Origin of the sequence: Rhodanobacter aciditrophus, assembly GCF_042679525.1 — a bacterium.
GTDB classification, from domain to species: domain Bacteria; phylum Pseudomonadota; class Gammaproteobacteria; order Pseudomonadales; family Marinomonadaceae; genus Marinomonas; species Marinomonas aciditrophus.
Genome location: NZ_JBHTMN010000011.1, coordinates 315,265 through 330,490 on the forward strand (window position 1 = coordinate 315,265; position 15,226 = coordinate 330,490).

13 protein-coding genes are annotated in these 15,226 nt (G+C 43.7%); 11 read left to right on the forward strand and 2 right to left on the reverse strand.

Features of this window, described 5'->3' with window-relative positions; genetic code table 11:
* Nucleotides 1–224: 224 nt before the first annotated feature.
* The 3 genes from ACFQ45_RS10470 to ACFQ45_RS10480 all read left to right on the forward strand — a co-directional run bounded on the left by ACFQ45_RS10470 (nucleotide 225) and on the right by ACFQ45_RS10480 (nucleotide 4,673).
* Nucleotides 225–734, forward strand: coding sequence for a molybdopterin-dependent oxidoreductase (locus ACFQ45_RS10470; RefSeq protein ID WP_377367402.1), 510 nt, complete (start codon nucleotides 225–227; stop codon nucleotides 732–734).
* Nucleotides 735–774: 40 nt separating this feature from the next.
* Entirely contained in the window at nucleotides 775–3,525 is a 2,751-nt protein-coding gene (locus ACFQ45_RS10475) for an ATP-binding protein (RefSeq protein WP_377367404.1), read from the forward strand.
* 71 nt (nucleotides 3,526–3,596) lie between these two features.
* A complete protein-coding gene (locus ACFQ45_RS10480) occupies nucleotides 3,597–4,673 on the forward strand; it encodes an HD domain-containing phosphohydrolase (protein ID WP_377367406.1) in 1,077 nt (358 codons plus the stop codon).
* Here ACFQ45_RS10480 and ACFQ45_RS10485 read toward each other — a convergent pair whose 3' ends face one another.
* Entirely contained in the window at nucleotides 4,674–5,180 is a 507-nt protein-coding gene (locus ACFQ45_RS10485) for a YchJ family protein (protein ID WP_377367408.1), read from the reverse strand.
* Nucleotides 5,181–5,253: 73 nt separating this feature from the next.
* On the opposite strand from ACFQ45_RS10485, the gene sbcB reads away from it, so the two are divergent.
* From sbcB to modC, 8 genes are all read left to right on the forward strand, one after another.
* The gene (gene sbcB, locus ACFQ45_RS10490; protein WP_377367410.1) at nucleotides 5,254–6,705 is read left to right on the forward strand and encodes an exodeoxyribonuclease I; all 1,452 of its coding nucleotides are present in this window, start codon (nucleotides 5,254–5,256) and stop codon (nucleotides 6,703–6,705) included.
* A 31-nt stretch (nucleotides 6,706–6,736) separates the two neighbouring features.
* The gene (locus ACFQ45_RS10495) at nucleotides 6,737–7,759 is read left to right on the forward strand and encodes an AI-2E family transporter (protein WP_377367412.1); all 1,023 of its coding nucleotides are present in this window, start codon (nucleotides 6,737–6,739) and stop codon (nucleotides 7,757–7,759) included.
* Nucleotides 7,760–7,895: 136 nt separating this feature from the next.
* Nucleotides 7,896–9,698, forward strand: a complete 1,803-nt coding sequence (locus tag ACFQ45_RS10500; protein WP_377367414.1) for a DEAD/DEAH box helicase — start codon at nucleotides 7,896–7,898, stop codon at nucleotides 9,696–9,698.
* A gap of 280 nt (nucleotides 9,699–9,978) precedes the next feature.
* Entirely contained in the window at nucleotides 9,979–11,013 is a 1,035-nt protein-coding gene (gene pyrC / locus ACFQ45_RS10505; protein WP_377367416.1) for a dihydroorotase, read from the forward strand.
* Between the two features lie 247 nt (nucleotides 11,014–11,260).
* On the forward strand, nucleotides 11,261–11,539 hold the full coding sequence (locus ACFQ45_RS10510) for a hypothetical protein (RefSeq protein ID WP_377367418.1): 279 nt from the start codon (nucleotides 11,261–11,263) through the stop codon (nucleotides 11,537–11,539).
* Nucleotides 11,540–11,668: 129 nt separating this feature from the next.
* On the forward strand, nucleotides 11,669–12,427 hold the full coding sequence (gene modA, locus ACFQ45_RS10515; RefSeq protein ID WP_377367420.1) for a molybdate ABC transporter substrate-binding protein: 759 nt from the start codon (nucleotides 11,669–11,671) through the stop codon (nucleotides 12,425–12,427).
* A 10-nt stretch (nucleotides 12,428–12,437) separates the two neighbouring features.
* Nucleotides 12,438–13,127 (forward strand): molybdate ABC transporter permease subunit, encoded by a 690-nt coding sequence (modB, locus tag ACFQ45_RS10520; RefSeq protein WP_377367421.1) that lies wholly within the window; start codon nucleotides 12,438–12,440, stop codon nucleotides 13,125–13,127.
* The gene (gene modC / locus ACFQ45_RS10525) at nucleotides 13,127–14,212 is read left to right on the forward strand and encodes a molybdenum ABC transporter ATP-binding protein (RefSeq protein ID WP_377367423.1); all 1,086 of its coding nucleotides are present in this window, start codon (nucleotides 13,127–13,129) and stop codon (nucleotides 14,210–14,212) included. Before modB ends, modC begins: the two co-directional genes overlap by 1 nt.
* 10 nt (nucleotides 14,213–14,222) lie before the next feature.
* Here modC and ACFQ45_RS10530 read toward each other — a convergent pair whose 3' ends face one another.
* Nucleotides 14,223–15,107 (reverse strand): AEC family transporter, encoded by an 885-nt coding sequence (locus ACFQ45_RS10530; protein ID WP_377367425.1) that lies wholly within the window; start codon nucleotides 15,105–15,107, stop codon nucleotides 14,223–14,225.
* Between the last annotated feature and the right edge of the window lie 119 nt (nucleotides 15,108–15,226).

Here is a 15,226-nt window from a genome sequence, read left to right on the forward strand (position 1 = left end):
TGCGCGTTTTGTCATTTTATTACAAGTACCCCGTAAGATACTTTTTGTCGCTTTGAACTTCAACAATTTTGGCGGGTATTTCCCCCTGTGTCCCATGTAATAAAAGCTTTGACAGCGTGTTCAAGGGTTGTAATTACGTAAAGAATGGTAAGCAGTAGATTCAATTAAAGACAGGGGGCTTATAGTATTGATTTATCTTCTTAAAGTTGAACACGGAGCATCTAATGATTTATCAGAATTCTTGGGGAAAAATGATTCTTTCTGTTGCTGTTGTATCAGCCTCATCTTATGCAATGGCTCTGGACAAACCGGATGGCAGAGTAGTGTTGACTGTGCAAGGAAAAATTTCTCAATCGAATATTGATTCCACTGCGCAATTTGATCGCGAAATGTTGATGGCTTTAGGGGAAATGACCAGTGTCACTAGCACCCCTTGGACGGAAGGTGTCAATACTTTCACTGGTCCTCAACTGTCTGCTCTTTTAGACGCTGTTGGTGCTGAGGGTGACACCCTTACCATTACCGCACTGAATGATTATAGTGCCAAGATGCCGGTCGCGGACGCATACGACAGAGGCGTTCTTATGGCCATGACCATGAACGGGGAGAGAATGTCAGTACGAGATAAAGGGCCAATCTTTATGCTGTACCCATTCGATCAAGATCCTTCTCTAAATAATGAAGTTATTCATAACCGCTCTGTTTGGCAGGTTAAGTCCATTACTGTTGAGTAAGCCTAAACATGCAATATGATGACATGGATATGGGTCTTGTATGAGAACGATTTTTAAAACACGTGCGGGTAAGGTAATTGCCACCCTAGTTCCAGCCGCAGCCATGTTTTTGATCGTTGTAGTGTTGTTGTACCTACAGATTGTAGAACGTCAACAAGATCTATTATCCGCTGCAGAAGAAGATGCTCTGTGGGCTTCTTACCAGCTTGATAGAGAAGCTCTAAAATTACGAAACGCTGTGCGACTTTGGGAAGACAGTGCCACTGATCTTGACCGTATGGAAGAAGCGCAGCTACGTTTTGATATTCTCTACAGTCGTCTTAATGTTGTATCTGAAGGTCAGCTAAAAGACTTGTTTAACCAACTTCCTAATGCGGAAGAACGCCGCAGAGAGTTACGTCAGCGACTAAATGCTATCGATAGCCGCTTATTCTCTGGCAATGTTGGCCCATCAGATCTGGACTTTATTTCTGAGCATGTCAACGCATTGCTCAGCACAACAGAGCAGGTTGTGCTTGATGCTTTAGCGAGACGTTCGGCGGATAAAGTGGATGCGCGCAATGACATGATGCGTTTATTCAGCTATTTAGGGGTATTAGTTGCACTCCTCACTACCACTATGGTGGTTATAATTGTGATGCTGGTGCGTCAAGTCAAAATCAGCTTAATGTCCTATAAGCGCACAAAAGCATTAGCAAATGAGCTACAAGAAACGGCGTTGGCAGCGCAAGCGGCAACGAAAGCTAAGTCTGACTTTTTGGCCACCATGAGTCATGAGATTCGCACTCCGATGAACGCTATCATAGGTATGTCTCATTTGGCGTTGGATACGGAATTACATCCAAAACAGCGAAACTATCTAAATAAAATTCAAAATTCTGCAAATAATCTATTGTTGATCATCAACGACATATTGGATTTTTCCAAAGTTGAGGCTGGCAAGTTACAACTCGAATATGCCCCTTTTAATCTCGATGAAGTTTTAGAGTACGTTTACGAAATCTGCCGCTCAGGTTCTGATTCTAAGGGGTTGGATTTAATCGTTGAGCGGGATTTTGAACTACAGAATCAGCTGATAGGGGATGTCACTCGTATTAAGCAGATTTTGGTAAATATCCTCGGCAATGCGGTGAAATTCACTCATTTTGGACAGGTGATACTGGAAGTAAAACGTGAAGGGGATAGTTTACAATTTGTTATTAGTGACACTGGCATTGGCATCGAGTCCGAAAACGATATTTTTGATGGTTTTAGTCAAGCTGACACCAGTACAACGCGTATATACGGTGGTACAGGTCTTGGCCTGGGGATCTCCAAACGTTTAGTGAATCTAATGGGAGGAGACATCTCTTTTGAGAGTAAAGTTGGTGAAGGCACCGTCTTTTATGTCTCTCTACCTTTGCAACCTGAAAGTAATCGTCCCTCTATAAAGGAATTCCCACTCTTGGTTCTAACCCAAGATAATATTGCTGCTGAACACCTGGCCCGTTTAAATTTGTCCTTTCAACATATTGGAAAGGGTGAAAAGGTGAGTGATACGTCTGTACTGATCGTTAGCGATGATTTGTCCGACCTATTGTCAGATGATGAGGCTGGGGCATTACACTCATCATTTTGCGGTCGCGTGATCATTGTCGGACATAATTTACGTGTGGAGCTGCAATTTCCTTGGGAACAATTAGCCTTAATAACCCCTAAAAAATTAGAGCAAACCATCGATAAACTTCGCACAAAAGGCGCTAACACCGATGTGGAGAGCGCCCTGCCTTTGGCCTTGTTTCACGAGTGCGATAGCTTGCTTGGTAAAAAGATATTGTTAGCGGAAGACAACATTGTAAACAGCGAGATTGCCACCGCTTTACTGGAAAAGCTAGGCGTGGAGGTATTAGCTGTAGAAAACGGTAAGGCCGCCGTTGAAGAAGCGCAAAAACATTCATTTGATCTGATCTTAATGGATGTGCAAATGCCTATTATGGATGGTTACCAAGCGACTCAAGGAATTATCCAAGCACTCGGCGAAGATCATCCACCGATTCTTGCTTTAACTGCAGGCGCGTTAGATACAGACCGTGAACATGCCTTATCAGCAGGTATGAGTGATTTCTTGACCAAACCTCTTGACCCTTTATTGCTACTTAACAAATTAGAACATTGGTTAGTTGGAGAGTCTGTTAATAACGTGATTCCTATGAATCAATCCATGACTGCTAAAGCCTTTTCCCCAGAGCTAGGCTTGTATCGCTTTGGTGGAGATGATCATCAATATCACGAAGTATTAGAGAGGTTTCTTGTTCTATTGCAACCCTACACAGGAGAGCATGAAGACACCATTCCAACAACATCTTATGAGTTACACAGTATTAAAGGCGCGGCGGCTAATATCGGTGGCGAGAGTTTCGCTAGGGAGATTGCCGCATTAGAGTTGTTGATCAGTGAAAATCACGCGGCACAAGAACAGCGCATACAGGTTAACCGTATAGTCGACGCGGCGATTGAGTTGAAAGCCCTTGTTACAAGGTACTTAAAAATAGATTTAATCGAGGACCAATCGGCAACTGCTCAGTTGTCTCCGACAGACAAAGACTTAACAGAAGAATTTATTGAGCGTGTATCGAGACTTAAAGAAAGCCTAGAGATCGGAGAGGCTGATGTAGATGATCAGATCTCTGAGATCATTGAGTTGTATGGCCCTGATCATAACGAAAACTTATTAGAAATCCAGAAACTTATTCATAATTATGACTATGATTTAGCTATTGATCGTTTGAGGGCCCATTGTAAGTCCGCGTGAGCGTGTCCTTGCAACCCTAATAATAGCTTTTGACCGTGTCAGAACTCCAAAGACATAGGAGTGTTGGAGTCATGTTTGATCTTGATTATATGAATGATGCTTTATTAGCCTATGAGTCTAATTTAGCGCCTAAAAGCGTGCTTGTTGTCGATGACATGGCCGATAACATAGATATTTTAAAAGGTATCCTAAAAAAACATTACGATGTTCGTATCGCCAAGAGTGGTGCGATGGCGCTCAAAAGCATTGAAGCGAAGGTACCCGATCTGGTCCTGCTGGATATTATGATGCCGGGCATGAATGGCTACGAAGTTTGCCGTAAGATCAAAAACAATCCGATGACGGCCCATGTCCCTGTGATCTTTATTACCGCCATGACGTCAGTTGATGATGAACGTAAAGGCTTTGAAGTAGGCGCAGTTGACTTCATAACCAAGCCTATTACCCCTTTAACCACATTAGCCCGTGTCGCTAATCACATAGCCCTCTCGGAACAAGATAAGCGTAACAAACTTATTATTAAGCAGCGTACCTCACAGCTAGAAGAGTCGTTAGTCGCAGCGGTAAAAATGCTAAGTGAAGCGGGTACCTATAATGATGAAGATACCGGCTCTCATATGTGGCGCATGGCGGATTACTGTGCCTTGTTGGCACGCAAGGTCGGCTTTGATGCAGAACAAGTGGAGAGAATACGTTTAGCAGCCCCCATGCACGACACTGGGAAGATTGGTATTCCAGACAATATTCTAAAAGCTCCTAGAAAACTTACGCCTGAAGAATGGGAAGTCATGCAACAACACCCAACAATTGGGGCGAAAATTCTGGGGAATAGCCAGTCACCCTTGTTTCAAATGGCGGCTGAAATTGCATTAGCGCACCATGAACGCTGGGATGGCAGTGGTTATCCTAACGGCTTAGCAGGTGAAGACATTCCACTGACAGCTAGGATTGTTGCCCTTGCAGATGTATTTGATGCATTGACTATGGAAAGGCCTTATAAAAAAGCCTGGCCTATTAAAGATGCCTATCAATACATACGAGATAATGCCGGATCACATTTTGATCCGAACTTAGTTGAAATGTTCATCGTTCAAGACGAAGAGATTAGAGCCATTAAAGCGGAGTGGGAATTGAAGGGTGATCAATGATCACCCACAACATTTCTTGAATTTCTTACCAGAACCACATGAACATGGATCGTTTCGACCAATACGAGATTCTTGTGGCACAACATGAGGTGTGTTGCCCTGAACTTCGTGTTCCCCTGCAATGTAATACCAGGTTCCCTTGTCCTTTTTGAAAAGCGAGCGCTCAGTTAACTTTCCGGTGTTTTTCCCTTCCTTAAAATGAGCACTAAAAGCGACTAAGCCAGTCTTATCCTTTTCACCACCATCTTGAACCTCGGTAATCGTGAGCTTGGTCCATTTGGTGGTGCCATTACTGTCTTCTATGGCATCTGTGGTTTGCTCTGGGTCAGAGTCTAATTTTTGCGTTGCTGCAATATAGTCAAACTTATTCAGAGCAAAAGCAGAATAACGGGAGCGCATGAGAGCTTCTGCGGTAGGCGCAGTGCCAGGATTATTGTGGTACATTCCACAACACATTTCGTATGGGGCTGCTGAGCCACATGGGCATTGAGCTGGCGTCGACATCATTACTCCTTCATCGCCAAGTTCTTGTCTAGATGCGTATAATACTGATTTTAAACGAAGCGAACAGGAATTATTTGTGAGTAACAGTGCGACCACCTCGTTTTTTTGGTACGACTTTGAAACTACGGGAGTCGATCCCGCTAAAGACCGACCGATGCAGTTTGCGGGGATTCGTACAGATTTAGATTTTAACCCCATTGGCGAACCTATCATGCTTTACTGCAAGTTGGCCGATGACGTATTACCTCATCCTGATGCCTGTCTTTTAACAGGGATCACTCCCCAAGATGCTAACCGTGAAGGGCTTAATGAGTCAGAGTTCATGGGACTCATCGAAAAAGAATTAGCCACTCCCGGGACCTGTGCGCTGGGGTACAACACCTTAAGATTTGACGATGAAGTTGTTCGCCATAGTTTCTACCGAAACTTTATCGACCCTTACGCAAGAGAATGGCAAAACGCTTGTTCCCGCTGGGATATTATTGATTTGGTAAGGATGACCTATGCCATGCGACCAGAAGGTATTAAATGGCCCAAAAAAGAAGATGGCACTTATTCTTTTAAACTTGAAGATCTCACCGTGGCAAATGGCATCATGCATGAACAGGCCCATGATGCACTCTCGGATGTTCATGGCACGATTGCCCTAGCTAAGCTGATCAAGGAAACGCAGCCCAAACTCTTTGATTATTACTTCTCAATGCGTGATAAGGCGTCCTTGCAACAATTTATCGATCCTATTCGGATGAAACCTTTCCTGCATATTTCTGGCATGTTTGGCCAAGAGCGTAAATTCTCAGCATTTGTCGTGCCGGTGGCTCCACATCCCACCAATAAGAATGGCATCATCGTTTACGATTTGATGGCTGATGCGCAGCCTTTAATCGATCTATCTGTAGATGAGATTCGTGAGCGAGTTTTTACTCGTAAAGAAGCGTTAGGGGATGGGGTAGAGCGGTTGCCTTTGAAAGTGCTTCATATAAACAAATGCCCTGCCGTTGCCCCAGCGACGTTTTTAAAAGACGAATCGGTTGTTTCTCGTCTTGGATTAGATGGTGATATTTGTCGCGGAAATTTAGCCAAGATTAAACAGTCATCTGGCTTAGCTGCAAAACTCACTCAGGTATTTATGCAAGAACATGAGCGCATCGATAAAGATCCAGATCTCATGCTTTACAGTGGTGGTTTCTTTTCTAGGGATGACAAACTGAGAATGGAAGAAATCAGACAGACACCAAGTGATATTTTAGGCGAGTTAGAAATGACATTTGATGATCGTCGACTGCCTGAAATGTTTACCCGTTATCTTGCTAGAAACTATCCAGAGCAAATGAATGGTGAGCAGCGCGAAGAATGGGAAGAATATCGACGTATTAGATTACTCGAGAAGGACGGCAGTGGCTCCATTAACATGGAGCAATATTTTGCCCGTTTAAATGAGCTCGCTATGGACGAGTCATTACCTGATAGCAAACGCATTATGCTCCAGGATTTGGCCGACTATGCACAGAGTATTTATCCATATTAATTAGGATGTTCATGGCAGGAGAGTCACATTGATGAACGAAGGAAAAGGAATACATTGGCTGGTAGGATTTGCTGCCTTTATATTGATCATTGCGGGGCTTAAAGCCGCTTCGCAAATCATTGTGCCGTTTATGTTGTCGGTATTTATCGCCATTATTTGTACACCATTACTCGGCACACTTAAGCAGTATCGAGTGCCAACTTGGGCGTCCATCATCATTATCGTCTTACTTATTATGACGAGTTTAAGCTTTGTTGGCTTATTGGTAGGTGCTTCATTAGAAGATTTCACTAAGCAACTCCCTATGTACAAAGAGCGCTTTGGCAAAGAAATGTCGGCCTTATTCAATCAGTTAAATGGTTTTGGGTTGAATATTTCTTATCAGCAAATACGTGGCTACATGGATCCTTCTTCATTGATGTCAATGTTCACCAACACCTTATCCAGCCTTGGCAGTGTTTTGACGAATATGTTCCTAGTGATCATGACCGTTGTGTTTATCTTATTTGAAGCGGCTGAAATACCCAAAAAACTAGCTTACGCACTGGACGATGCAGACGGTTCTATGGAAAAGGTAAATCGATTCATTGACACGGTTAACCGCTATTTAATGCTTAAAACCTTGGTAAGTATTGGTACAGGTTTGATCATAGGCATTTGGTTATGGATTTTAGGGGTAGACTTCCCATTGCTTTGGGGTGTTTGCGCCTTCCTGTTAAATTTTGTGCCAAACATTGGTTCCATCATTGCGGCGGTGCCTGCCGTCTTTCTCGCGTTTGTGCAATTGGGAAGTGCCTATGCTGGTCTCACTGCGCTGGGCTTTTTAGTAGTAAACCTAGTAATGGGTAACTTTGTAGAGCCTAAGTTCATGGGGCGTGGGGTAGGGTTATCACCCTTAGTGGTGTTCTTATCTTTGATTCTATGGGGATGGGTCTTTGGTCCAGTGGGTATGCTTTTATCCATTCCATTGACTATCATTATTAAAATCGCCTTAGAAGCAAACCCAAGAATGCGTTGGTTAGCTATTATGATTGACTCGAAAGCGCACCAGTAGAAAAAGGAAACATTGGTTATATTCGTGAATTTAGCATTTTCTACTAGCTAAATTCACGTTATTGCACTAAAATGCGCGATTGATTTCTCGGTGCACTTATGCACGTCTCCCATCCTATTTAAAGGTTACCATCTACATGTCTGACGCTGATATTCAGCCTACTTTTGATTCTTTGGGTTTAGCCGCCCCAGTCCTTAAAGCGGTTAGTGAACTAGGTTATGAACAACCTTCTGCCATTCAAGCGCAAAGTATTCCATTTTTGTTAGAAGGGCATGACCTTCTTGGTCAAGCGCAGACAGGTACGGGTAAGACAGCCGCATTCGCGTTGCCATTGTTATCTCGTATTGACGTGGCAAACAAAACACCACAATTATTGGTGTTGGCGCCAACACGTGAGTTGGCCATTCAAGTATCAGAAGCATTCCAGAGCTATGCTCGCCATATTCCGGATTTTCACGTGCTACCCATTTATGGTGGTATGTCCTATGACTCACAACTACGTCAGCTAAAACGTGGCGCACAAGTTGTTGTCGGTACACCTGGTCGTGTTATGGACCATATTCGTCGTCGTACTTTGCAGCTTGATGGCTTGCAGGCACTGGTTCTTGATGAAGCAGATGAAATGCTTCGCATGGGCTTCATTGACGATGTTGAGTGGATTCTTGAGCACACCCCTAAATCTCGTCAGATCGCATTGTTCTCTGCGACCATGCCGAGTGTGATCCGTAAGGTTGCTCAACAACATTTGAACAACCCGAAAGAAGTTAAGATTCAAACCAAAACTTCGACTGCCACGACTATTTCTCAGAAATACTGGCAGGTGAGTGGTCTTCATAAGCTAGATGCCTTAACCCGTATTCTAGAAATGAACGAACACGACGGTATGATCATCTTTGTGCGCACTAAAGCCGCAACGGTTGAGCTAGCTGAAAAGCTAACAGCCCGTGGTCATGCCTGTGAAGCCTTAAACGGTGACATCAGCCAAAACTTACGTGAGCGTACAGTTGATCGCATTAAGAAGGGTCAAATTGACATCCTTGTTGCGACAGATGTTGTAGCACGTGGTTTGGACGTAGATCGAGTGAGCCACGTTGTAAACTACGACATTCCATACGATACAGAATCTTACGTACACCGTATTGGTCGTACTGGCCGTGCCGGTCGTACTGGTACTGCGATTCTATTTGTAGGACACCGCGAACGTCGTATGCTGCAACAAATTGAGCGCGCAACACGTCAAACGATCGAGCGCATGCAGCTTCCGACCGCCTCTGACATCAACGCTCAGCGTATCTCTCGCTTCAAACAGCGCATCACAGATACGATGGACAATGAAGATCTTGATTTCTTTATCGAGCTGGTTGAAAGCTACCAAAAAGATAATGAAGTCGATCCGATAAAAGCCGCCGCTGCGTTGGCGTTTATGGCTCAAGGCAAAACGCCTCTTATCTTGAAAGAGATCGAATTTAAACCTCGTGAGCGCCAAGAACGCCCTGATCGAGGTGATCGTGCACCGCGTAAACCACGTAACCTTTCTAAAGAAGCGATGCCTCTTAAAGACAATCCGTCTGTTGAGATGACTCGTTACTTGCTTAAAGTCGGTTACCGTGACGGTGTTAAGCCAGGCAACATCGTAGGCGCCATTGCTAACGAAGCGGACATCGATAGCAAATTGATTGGTCATATTGAGATCTTTGAAGATTTCGCAACGGTCGATTTACCTTCAGATATGAGCAAGCAGGTGATTGGTAAACTTGCGAAAACTCGTATTTGTGGTCAACGCTCAGACATCACTGAGCTGGAAAAAGCTGACGATGCTACCTTTGATCGCCCAGCCCCAGCGCCTCGTCGTCGATCACATAATGGCGGCAATGATCGTGGTGATCGTAAGCCAAGAGCCTTTAACAAAGATCGTAAGCCACGCCCAAGATCTAAGTAAGTATAAGTTCTATAAAGCCGAGCCTAGCTCGGCTTTTATTTGTTTAAAAAAAATTGATAAACGCTTCATGTCTTTATCTTACTAGGAAGCACCTAATGAGGCTCCTTGCGTTATTGATCTTGCCAGAGCATTAATAAGGTAACCTTTGACTGCTTTCGTTCGATGATTAACCACATGTAGCGCTTTTGTCTAAGCTATAAATCATGGTTCAGGCCCGTTGTAAGACCATGTTTTTAGCAGTTTTAGTTCCCTTTATCACAGATAAAAAGCAGGTTTTGAAATGGATCAAATCACTATTATTCGCCCTGATGACTGGCACCTTCATTTCCGCGATGGCGAGATGCTTAAAGAAACTGTGCCTGCCACAGCCCGTTGCTTTGGCCGCGCAATTGTTATGCCTAACCTAGTTCCACCTGTCATAAACGCAGAGGGTGTTATCGCATACCGTCAACGTATTGAAGCAGCGATCCCCGCGGATGTGGACTTTACGCCACTTATGACCATCTATTTAACGGATAAGACCACAGCTGAGGACATTCGCGCTGCGAAAGAGGCTGGTGCTGTCGCAGCTAAAATGTATCCTGCTGGTGCCACCACTAACTCAGATTCTGGTGTAAGTTCTTTAGAAACGCTTTATCCGGTGTTTGAAGCCTTAGCAGATGCAGGAATGCTATTGCTAATTCATGGCGAAGTGACGCAAAAACATATTGATATTTTTGATCGTGAGAAAGCCTTTATTGATCAACACCTAGTTAAGATTGTAGAGCGCGTTCCTACTCTTAAAGTAGTGTTTGAGCACATTACTACGAAAGATGCTGCTGATTTCGTTGCCGAAGCCCGTGATGGCGTTGCGGCAACCATCACACCTCAGCATCTAATGCTGAACCGTAATGACTTACTGGATGGTGGCGTTCGTCCGCACAACTACTGTCTACCAGTACTTAAGCGCTCAACACATCAAGAAGCTCTACGTGCTGCGGTCCAGACAGGTAATCCTAAATTCTTCTTAGGAACAGATTCAGCTCCTCACGCTAAACATCGTAAAGAGTCTAGCTGTGGTTGTGCTGGTTGTTACAGTGCTTGGTCTGCTATTGAGCTGTACACACAAGTATTTGAAGATCTTAATGCTCTGGACAAGCTTGAGGGCTTTGCAAGCTTACATGGTGCGGATTTCTATGGATTACCACGCAACAAGGAAACCATTACCTTGGTCCGTGAATCTTGGACGGTTCCAGAATCTATCATGTTGCCTACTGGCGAGCCGATTGTTCCTTTTCATGCCGGTCAAGAAGTGAATTGGAAGCTTAAAGTTTAAGTCGTCAGCACATTATTGATACGAGATAACTTTATAAAAAGGGCACCACGGGGTGTCCTTTTTTGTTGCTTTCAATGATAGTCAAATCACAGTGAGAGAATGGAATGCTGTGCACAGTGTGGCAGCATAATTGAAATATGATGTCACAGTTTGGAAAAAGAAGTTAACTCATCGGCAGGATAACGCAGTTTAAGTCACTGGTTGTTATAATTTGTTCAGTAAATTGATTTTGTATCTAGGTAAAATCATGAGTAAATATGCCATCAAAACCCTCTTTATTGTCTTACCTTTTATTAGCTTAACAGTCAGTGCAGACAGTCAGGTAAGTGTGGTTGCGCAAAATGATTTGCTTGATATCTATACAACTACTTCCGAAGATTACACTGACCGTTATGCCCATTCCGAAGTGTCAGAGCCAAGTACATTTAACGCGGATAGTTTAAAAAGCAAAACCCTTAAAAATTTTGAACAAGATGGTTCGTTTTTTAAACTGACTGACTTCAATTCCCTTAATACCACTTTTTAAATAAAGCTGTCCCATTTCCTCTTATGTGGGACAGACGCTATTTCCTTTTTTTCTAGCCAATTTGAGTTATCCCATGACATGTATGCGGGTTATTCTAATGGGAATGTTTCTTAATGAAGGAGATAAGCGGTGCCTTTTCGTACTATTTTCCCAGCCTGTGTGTTGGCCTATGCGTTCACTTCCAATATGGCTTTTGCTGATACGATAAATGTAGCAGTGGCTTCTAACTTTACGGCACCCGCAAAAGTCATTGCAGCTAATTTTGAAGGTCAAACTGGCCATGAAGTTGAACTGTCTTTTGGTTCATCTGGAAAGTTCTATGCTCAAATTTCAAATGGTGCACCGTTTGAAGTCTTCCTTTCTGCAGATCAAGCGAAACCAGAAGCTTTGATTAAAGAGGATCTTGCATTAGCAGAATCACGCTTCACTTACGCAGAGGGACAACTCGCACTTTGGTCAGCGGATCCCGAAAAAGTAGATCCTTTAGGTAAAATACTCGATGAAGATGACTTTAACCGTTTAGCCATGGCGAACCCTAAGTTAGCACCCTATGGCTTAGCGGCATTACAAACCCTGGAAACCCTAGAGTTGGTAGACAAAACGCAAACTAAATGGGTGACAGGTAATAACATCGCCCAGACCTTCCAATATGTAGACACGTCAAATGCTGATATTGGCTTTGTTGCCTTGTCACAGATCACCCAGAACAATAAGATTACCCATGGCTCAGTATGGATCATTCCTGACGAATTCTATCTACCCATTCGCCAAGACGCTGTACTGATGAAAAGTGCTGAACGTAACGCCGCAGCACAAGAATTTTTAGATTACTTAAAGTCGGATGAGGCGCACCAGGTGATTCAATCATACGGCTACAAAATACAATAATGGACACTCAGTGTACTTATCAGAATCAGACTTAGCCGCTATTTGGCTGACAATAAAGCTTGCCACAACGGTTACGATTCTATTGCTATGTCTAGCCACCCCGATTGCTTGGTGGCTAGCACGCACTGGCTCCAAACTGAAAGCACCAATTGCCGCAATACTGTCCTTGCCCCTTATCTTACCCCCTACGGTGCTCGGTTTTTACTTACTGATTTCCATGGGGCCACACGGATTCATAGGCCAAACAACACAGTTTTTAGGTATTGGGTTACTGCCTTTTACCTTTTCAGGGTTGGTTATTGCTTCTGTCATTTATTCGCTACCCTTTGCAGTCTATCCCATTCAAAACGCCATAGAGAAACTAGGGGAGCGCCCCTTGGAAGTTGCAGCGACGTTAGGTGCAGGCCCTTGGGATCGTTTCTTCACAGTGGTGTTACCCTTAATTAAACCCGGTCTATTTACTGCTGCTGTATTAAGTTTTGCCCATACAGTCGGTGAATTTGGCGTGGTGTTGATGATTGGAGGCAATATTCCAGAAGAAACCCGTGTGGTTGCGGTACAAATGTATGATCACGTTGAAGCGCTAGAATATGCAGAAGCTCATACTTTAGCCGCGTTAATGCTTGGGTTTTCTTTTGTAGTCTTGCTGCTCCTTTATGGTACGAAAAGCACTAAAGCAATGTCCCATGGAGCATACTAATGGAAAAGGCTAAAACCCTGTCGTTAGATATTACCCTGAAACGAAAAGAAGACTTTAAACTGCAAATTGCAATGCAGCTCCCTTTATCTGGAATCACTGGGATTATGGGGGTATCAGGTTCTGGTAAAACCACGTTATTACGGGTGATTGCAGGCTTGGAAGTTGACGCTGTAGGAAGCCTCTCCATAGGCGATGTTAAGTGGCTCACAGATAATCATCATGTGCCAGTTCATGAAAGGGCGGTTGGCTATGTCTTTCAAGAGGCCAGTTTGTTTCCGCATCTCACAGTGCAACAGAATCTGGATTATGCCTTAAAGCGCGCGGTGTCTAAGTCCACAGAAAGTGAGCAAGCTCATCTAGCTCAGGTTTTAGGTATCGAACATTTATTATCTCGCATGCCCCATGAGCTTTCTGGGGGAGAAAAGCAAAGGGTGGCCATTGCTCGAGCTATTTTTAGACGTCCTCGTTTATTATTAATGGATGAACCCTTAGCAGCCCTCGATAGCCAAAGAAAACAGGAAGTTCTGCCGTACATAGAGAAACTCACTCGAGAGATTCAGATTCCCATATTATATGTGAGCCATTCTATAGAAGAAGTGGCTCGTATTTCCGATCGTGTCGTGTATTTAGAGAATGGCAATATCAGTGCAATAGGGGAACCTAATAACATACTGGCGCGTCTTGGCCCCGAAGCTTCTGAATTAGGAGGAATGGGTACTGCCGTTGCTGGAGAAGTAATGGAAGAACTGTCTGCATGGCAGCTCACTAGAGTCAACACCCCGCTGGGTGATCTCATTGTCCCAAATTTGAGTGCATCCAAGGGAAGCACTGTTAAGCTATTTATTAAAGCGAATCAAGTAAGCCTTAGCTTAACTGCCATGTCAGATTCAAGTGCGTTAAATAGCTTCAAAGGCCGTATTTCGAACATCGTAACAAATGAATCTTCTGCCCTTGCAACCGTTACCATTGATATTAATGGCATTGAGCTTGTATCAAGTATCACCCGATTATCTGTACATAATCTGGCTTTAACAAACGGAATGACGGTCTGGGCAACCATCAAGTCAGCGCCCCTTGTTCGCTAGCTCAGTTGAGCTACTGAAACCACCACCAAACCCCACCCGCGACACCAAGTGATACGGGCAATGAGAGCATTATCATAAGTGCAATTTCGTCTTTTGGGCCATCAAAGCGTGTTGCCAACATATAACTGATCACCGCCACAGACATGCCGTGCAACATGACAATGGTTGCGGTTTCAACACTATTAAAGTTAAAAAAAGGCACCACCAGTAACGCAACACCTGAACCAATTAGGGGTCTGAACAGAGAAAGGCTGACGACTCGTTTAATTTGGCTTTTATCATTAATACTAAGACTGGCTAGGGACTTACCGAGTAGCATCAACATAATGGGTAAGGTGATTGCACTCAGCATCCCAAGAGTATTCATAACAGCTTCGGGTAAGCTCAGTTGCATACCACTAAATACCCCACCTACTATTAGGGCTAAAACAGGACCGTTCTTCACTAATTGCTTAGGATGATAACTGCCTGACATAAATCCCACCCCTAAAGTGAAATGACTGATCTGGACAACAGAACTCACCACAATAGCAACCGTCAATCCTTCTACACCAAATAACGCATAGGCCACTGGTGTTCCAAGATTACCTGTATTCGGGTTTACCAAAGGAGGTAAATAAAAGCGAACCGGTAATCCTAATAGTTTTAAAAACACAAATGACGCTACACCTACTAATACTAAAATCACAATCGTCACGGCCACGAGAGACAGCATACCGGACAATTCCATCTTCATATTTAAGATGGAGTGCAATAACAAAGCAGGGATCCCTATGTTGGACACCAAGGCACCTAACTGTGGACTATCAAGATATTGGGTCTTTCTAGAGAGTAGTATTCCAAGGCCAGCAAGGAGAATAATCGGCGTAAGCGCCTGAACAAATACAGCAATCATAAGCGTGAAGATAACATTTAAAGTCCATAAGCCGTTTACTTTACTCGGTTATCCCGTGCCTGTCTTTATGTAAGAAGCATGAAAGCAATCTTGAAGATTTGCGCAAATATCCGTTTGTA

Coding starts and splice junctions, on each gene's coding strand:
- ACFQ45_RS10500 (WP_377367414.1), top strand. CDS start 7,896: ATGTCTGACGCTGATATTCAGCCTACTTTTGATTCTTTGGGTTTAGCC.
- ACFQ45_RS10470 (WP_377367402.1), top strand. CDS start 225: ATGATTTATCAGAATTCTTGGGGAAAAATGATTCTTTCTGTTGCTGTT.
- pyrC (WP_377367416.1), top strand. CDS start 9,979: ATGGATCAAATCACTATTATTCGCCCTGATGACTGGCACCTTCATTTC.
- modC (WP_377367423.1), top strand. CDS start 13,127: ATGGAAAAGGCTAAAACCCTGTCGTTAGATATTACCCTGAAACGAAAA.
- ACFQ45_RS10480 (WP_377367406.1), top strand. CDS start 3,597: ATGTTTGATCTTGATTATATGAATGATGCTTTATTAGCCTATGAGTCT.
- ACFQ45_RS10510 (WP_377367418.1), top strand. CDS start 11,261: ATGAGTAAATATGCCATCAAAACCCTCTTTATTGTCTTACCTTTTATT.
- ACFQ45_RS10485 (WP_377367408.1), bottom strand. CDS start 5,180: ATGATGTCGACGCCAGCTCAATGCCCATGTGGCTCAGCAGCCCCATAC.
- ACFQ45_RS10530 (WP_377367425.1), bottom strand. CDS start 15,107: ATGATTGCTGTATTTGTTCAGGCGCTTACGCCGATTATTCTCCTTGCT.
- ACFQ45_RS10495 (WP_377367412.1), top strand. CDS start 6,737: ATGAACGAAGGAAAAGGAATACATTGGCTGGTAGGATTTGCTGCCTTT.
- ACFQ45_RS10475 (WP_377367404.1), top strand. CDS start 775: ATGAGAACGATTTTTAAAACACGTGCGGGTAAGGTAATTGCCACCCTA.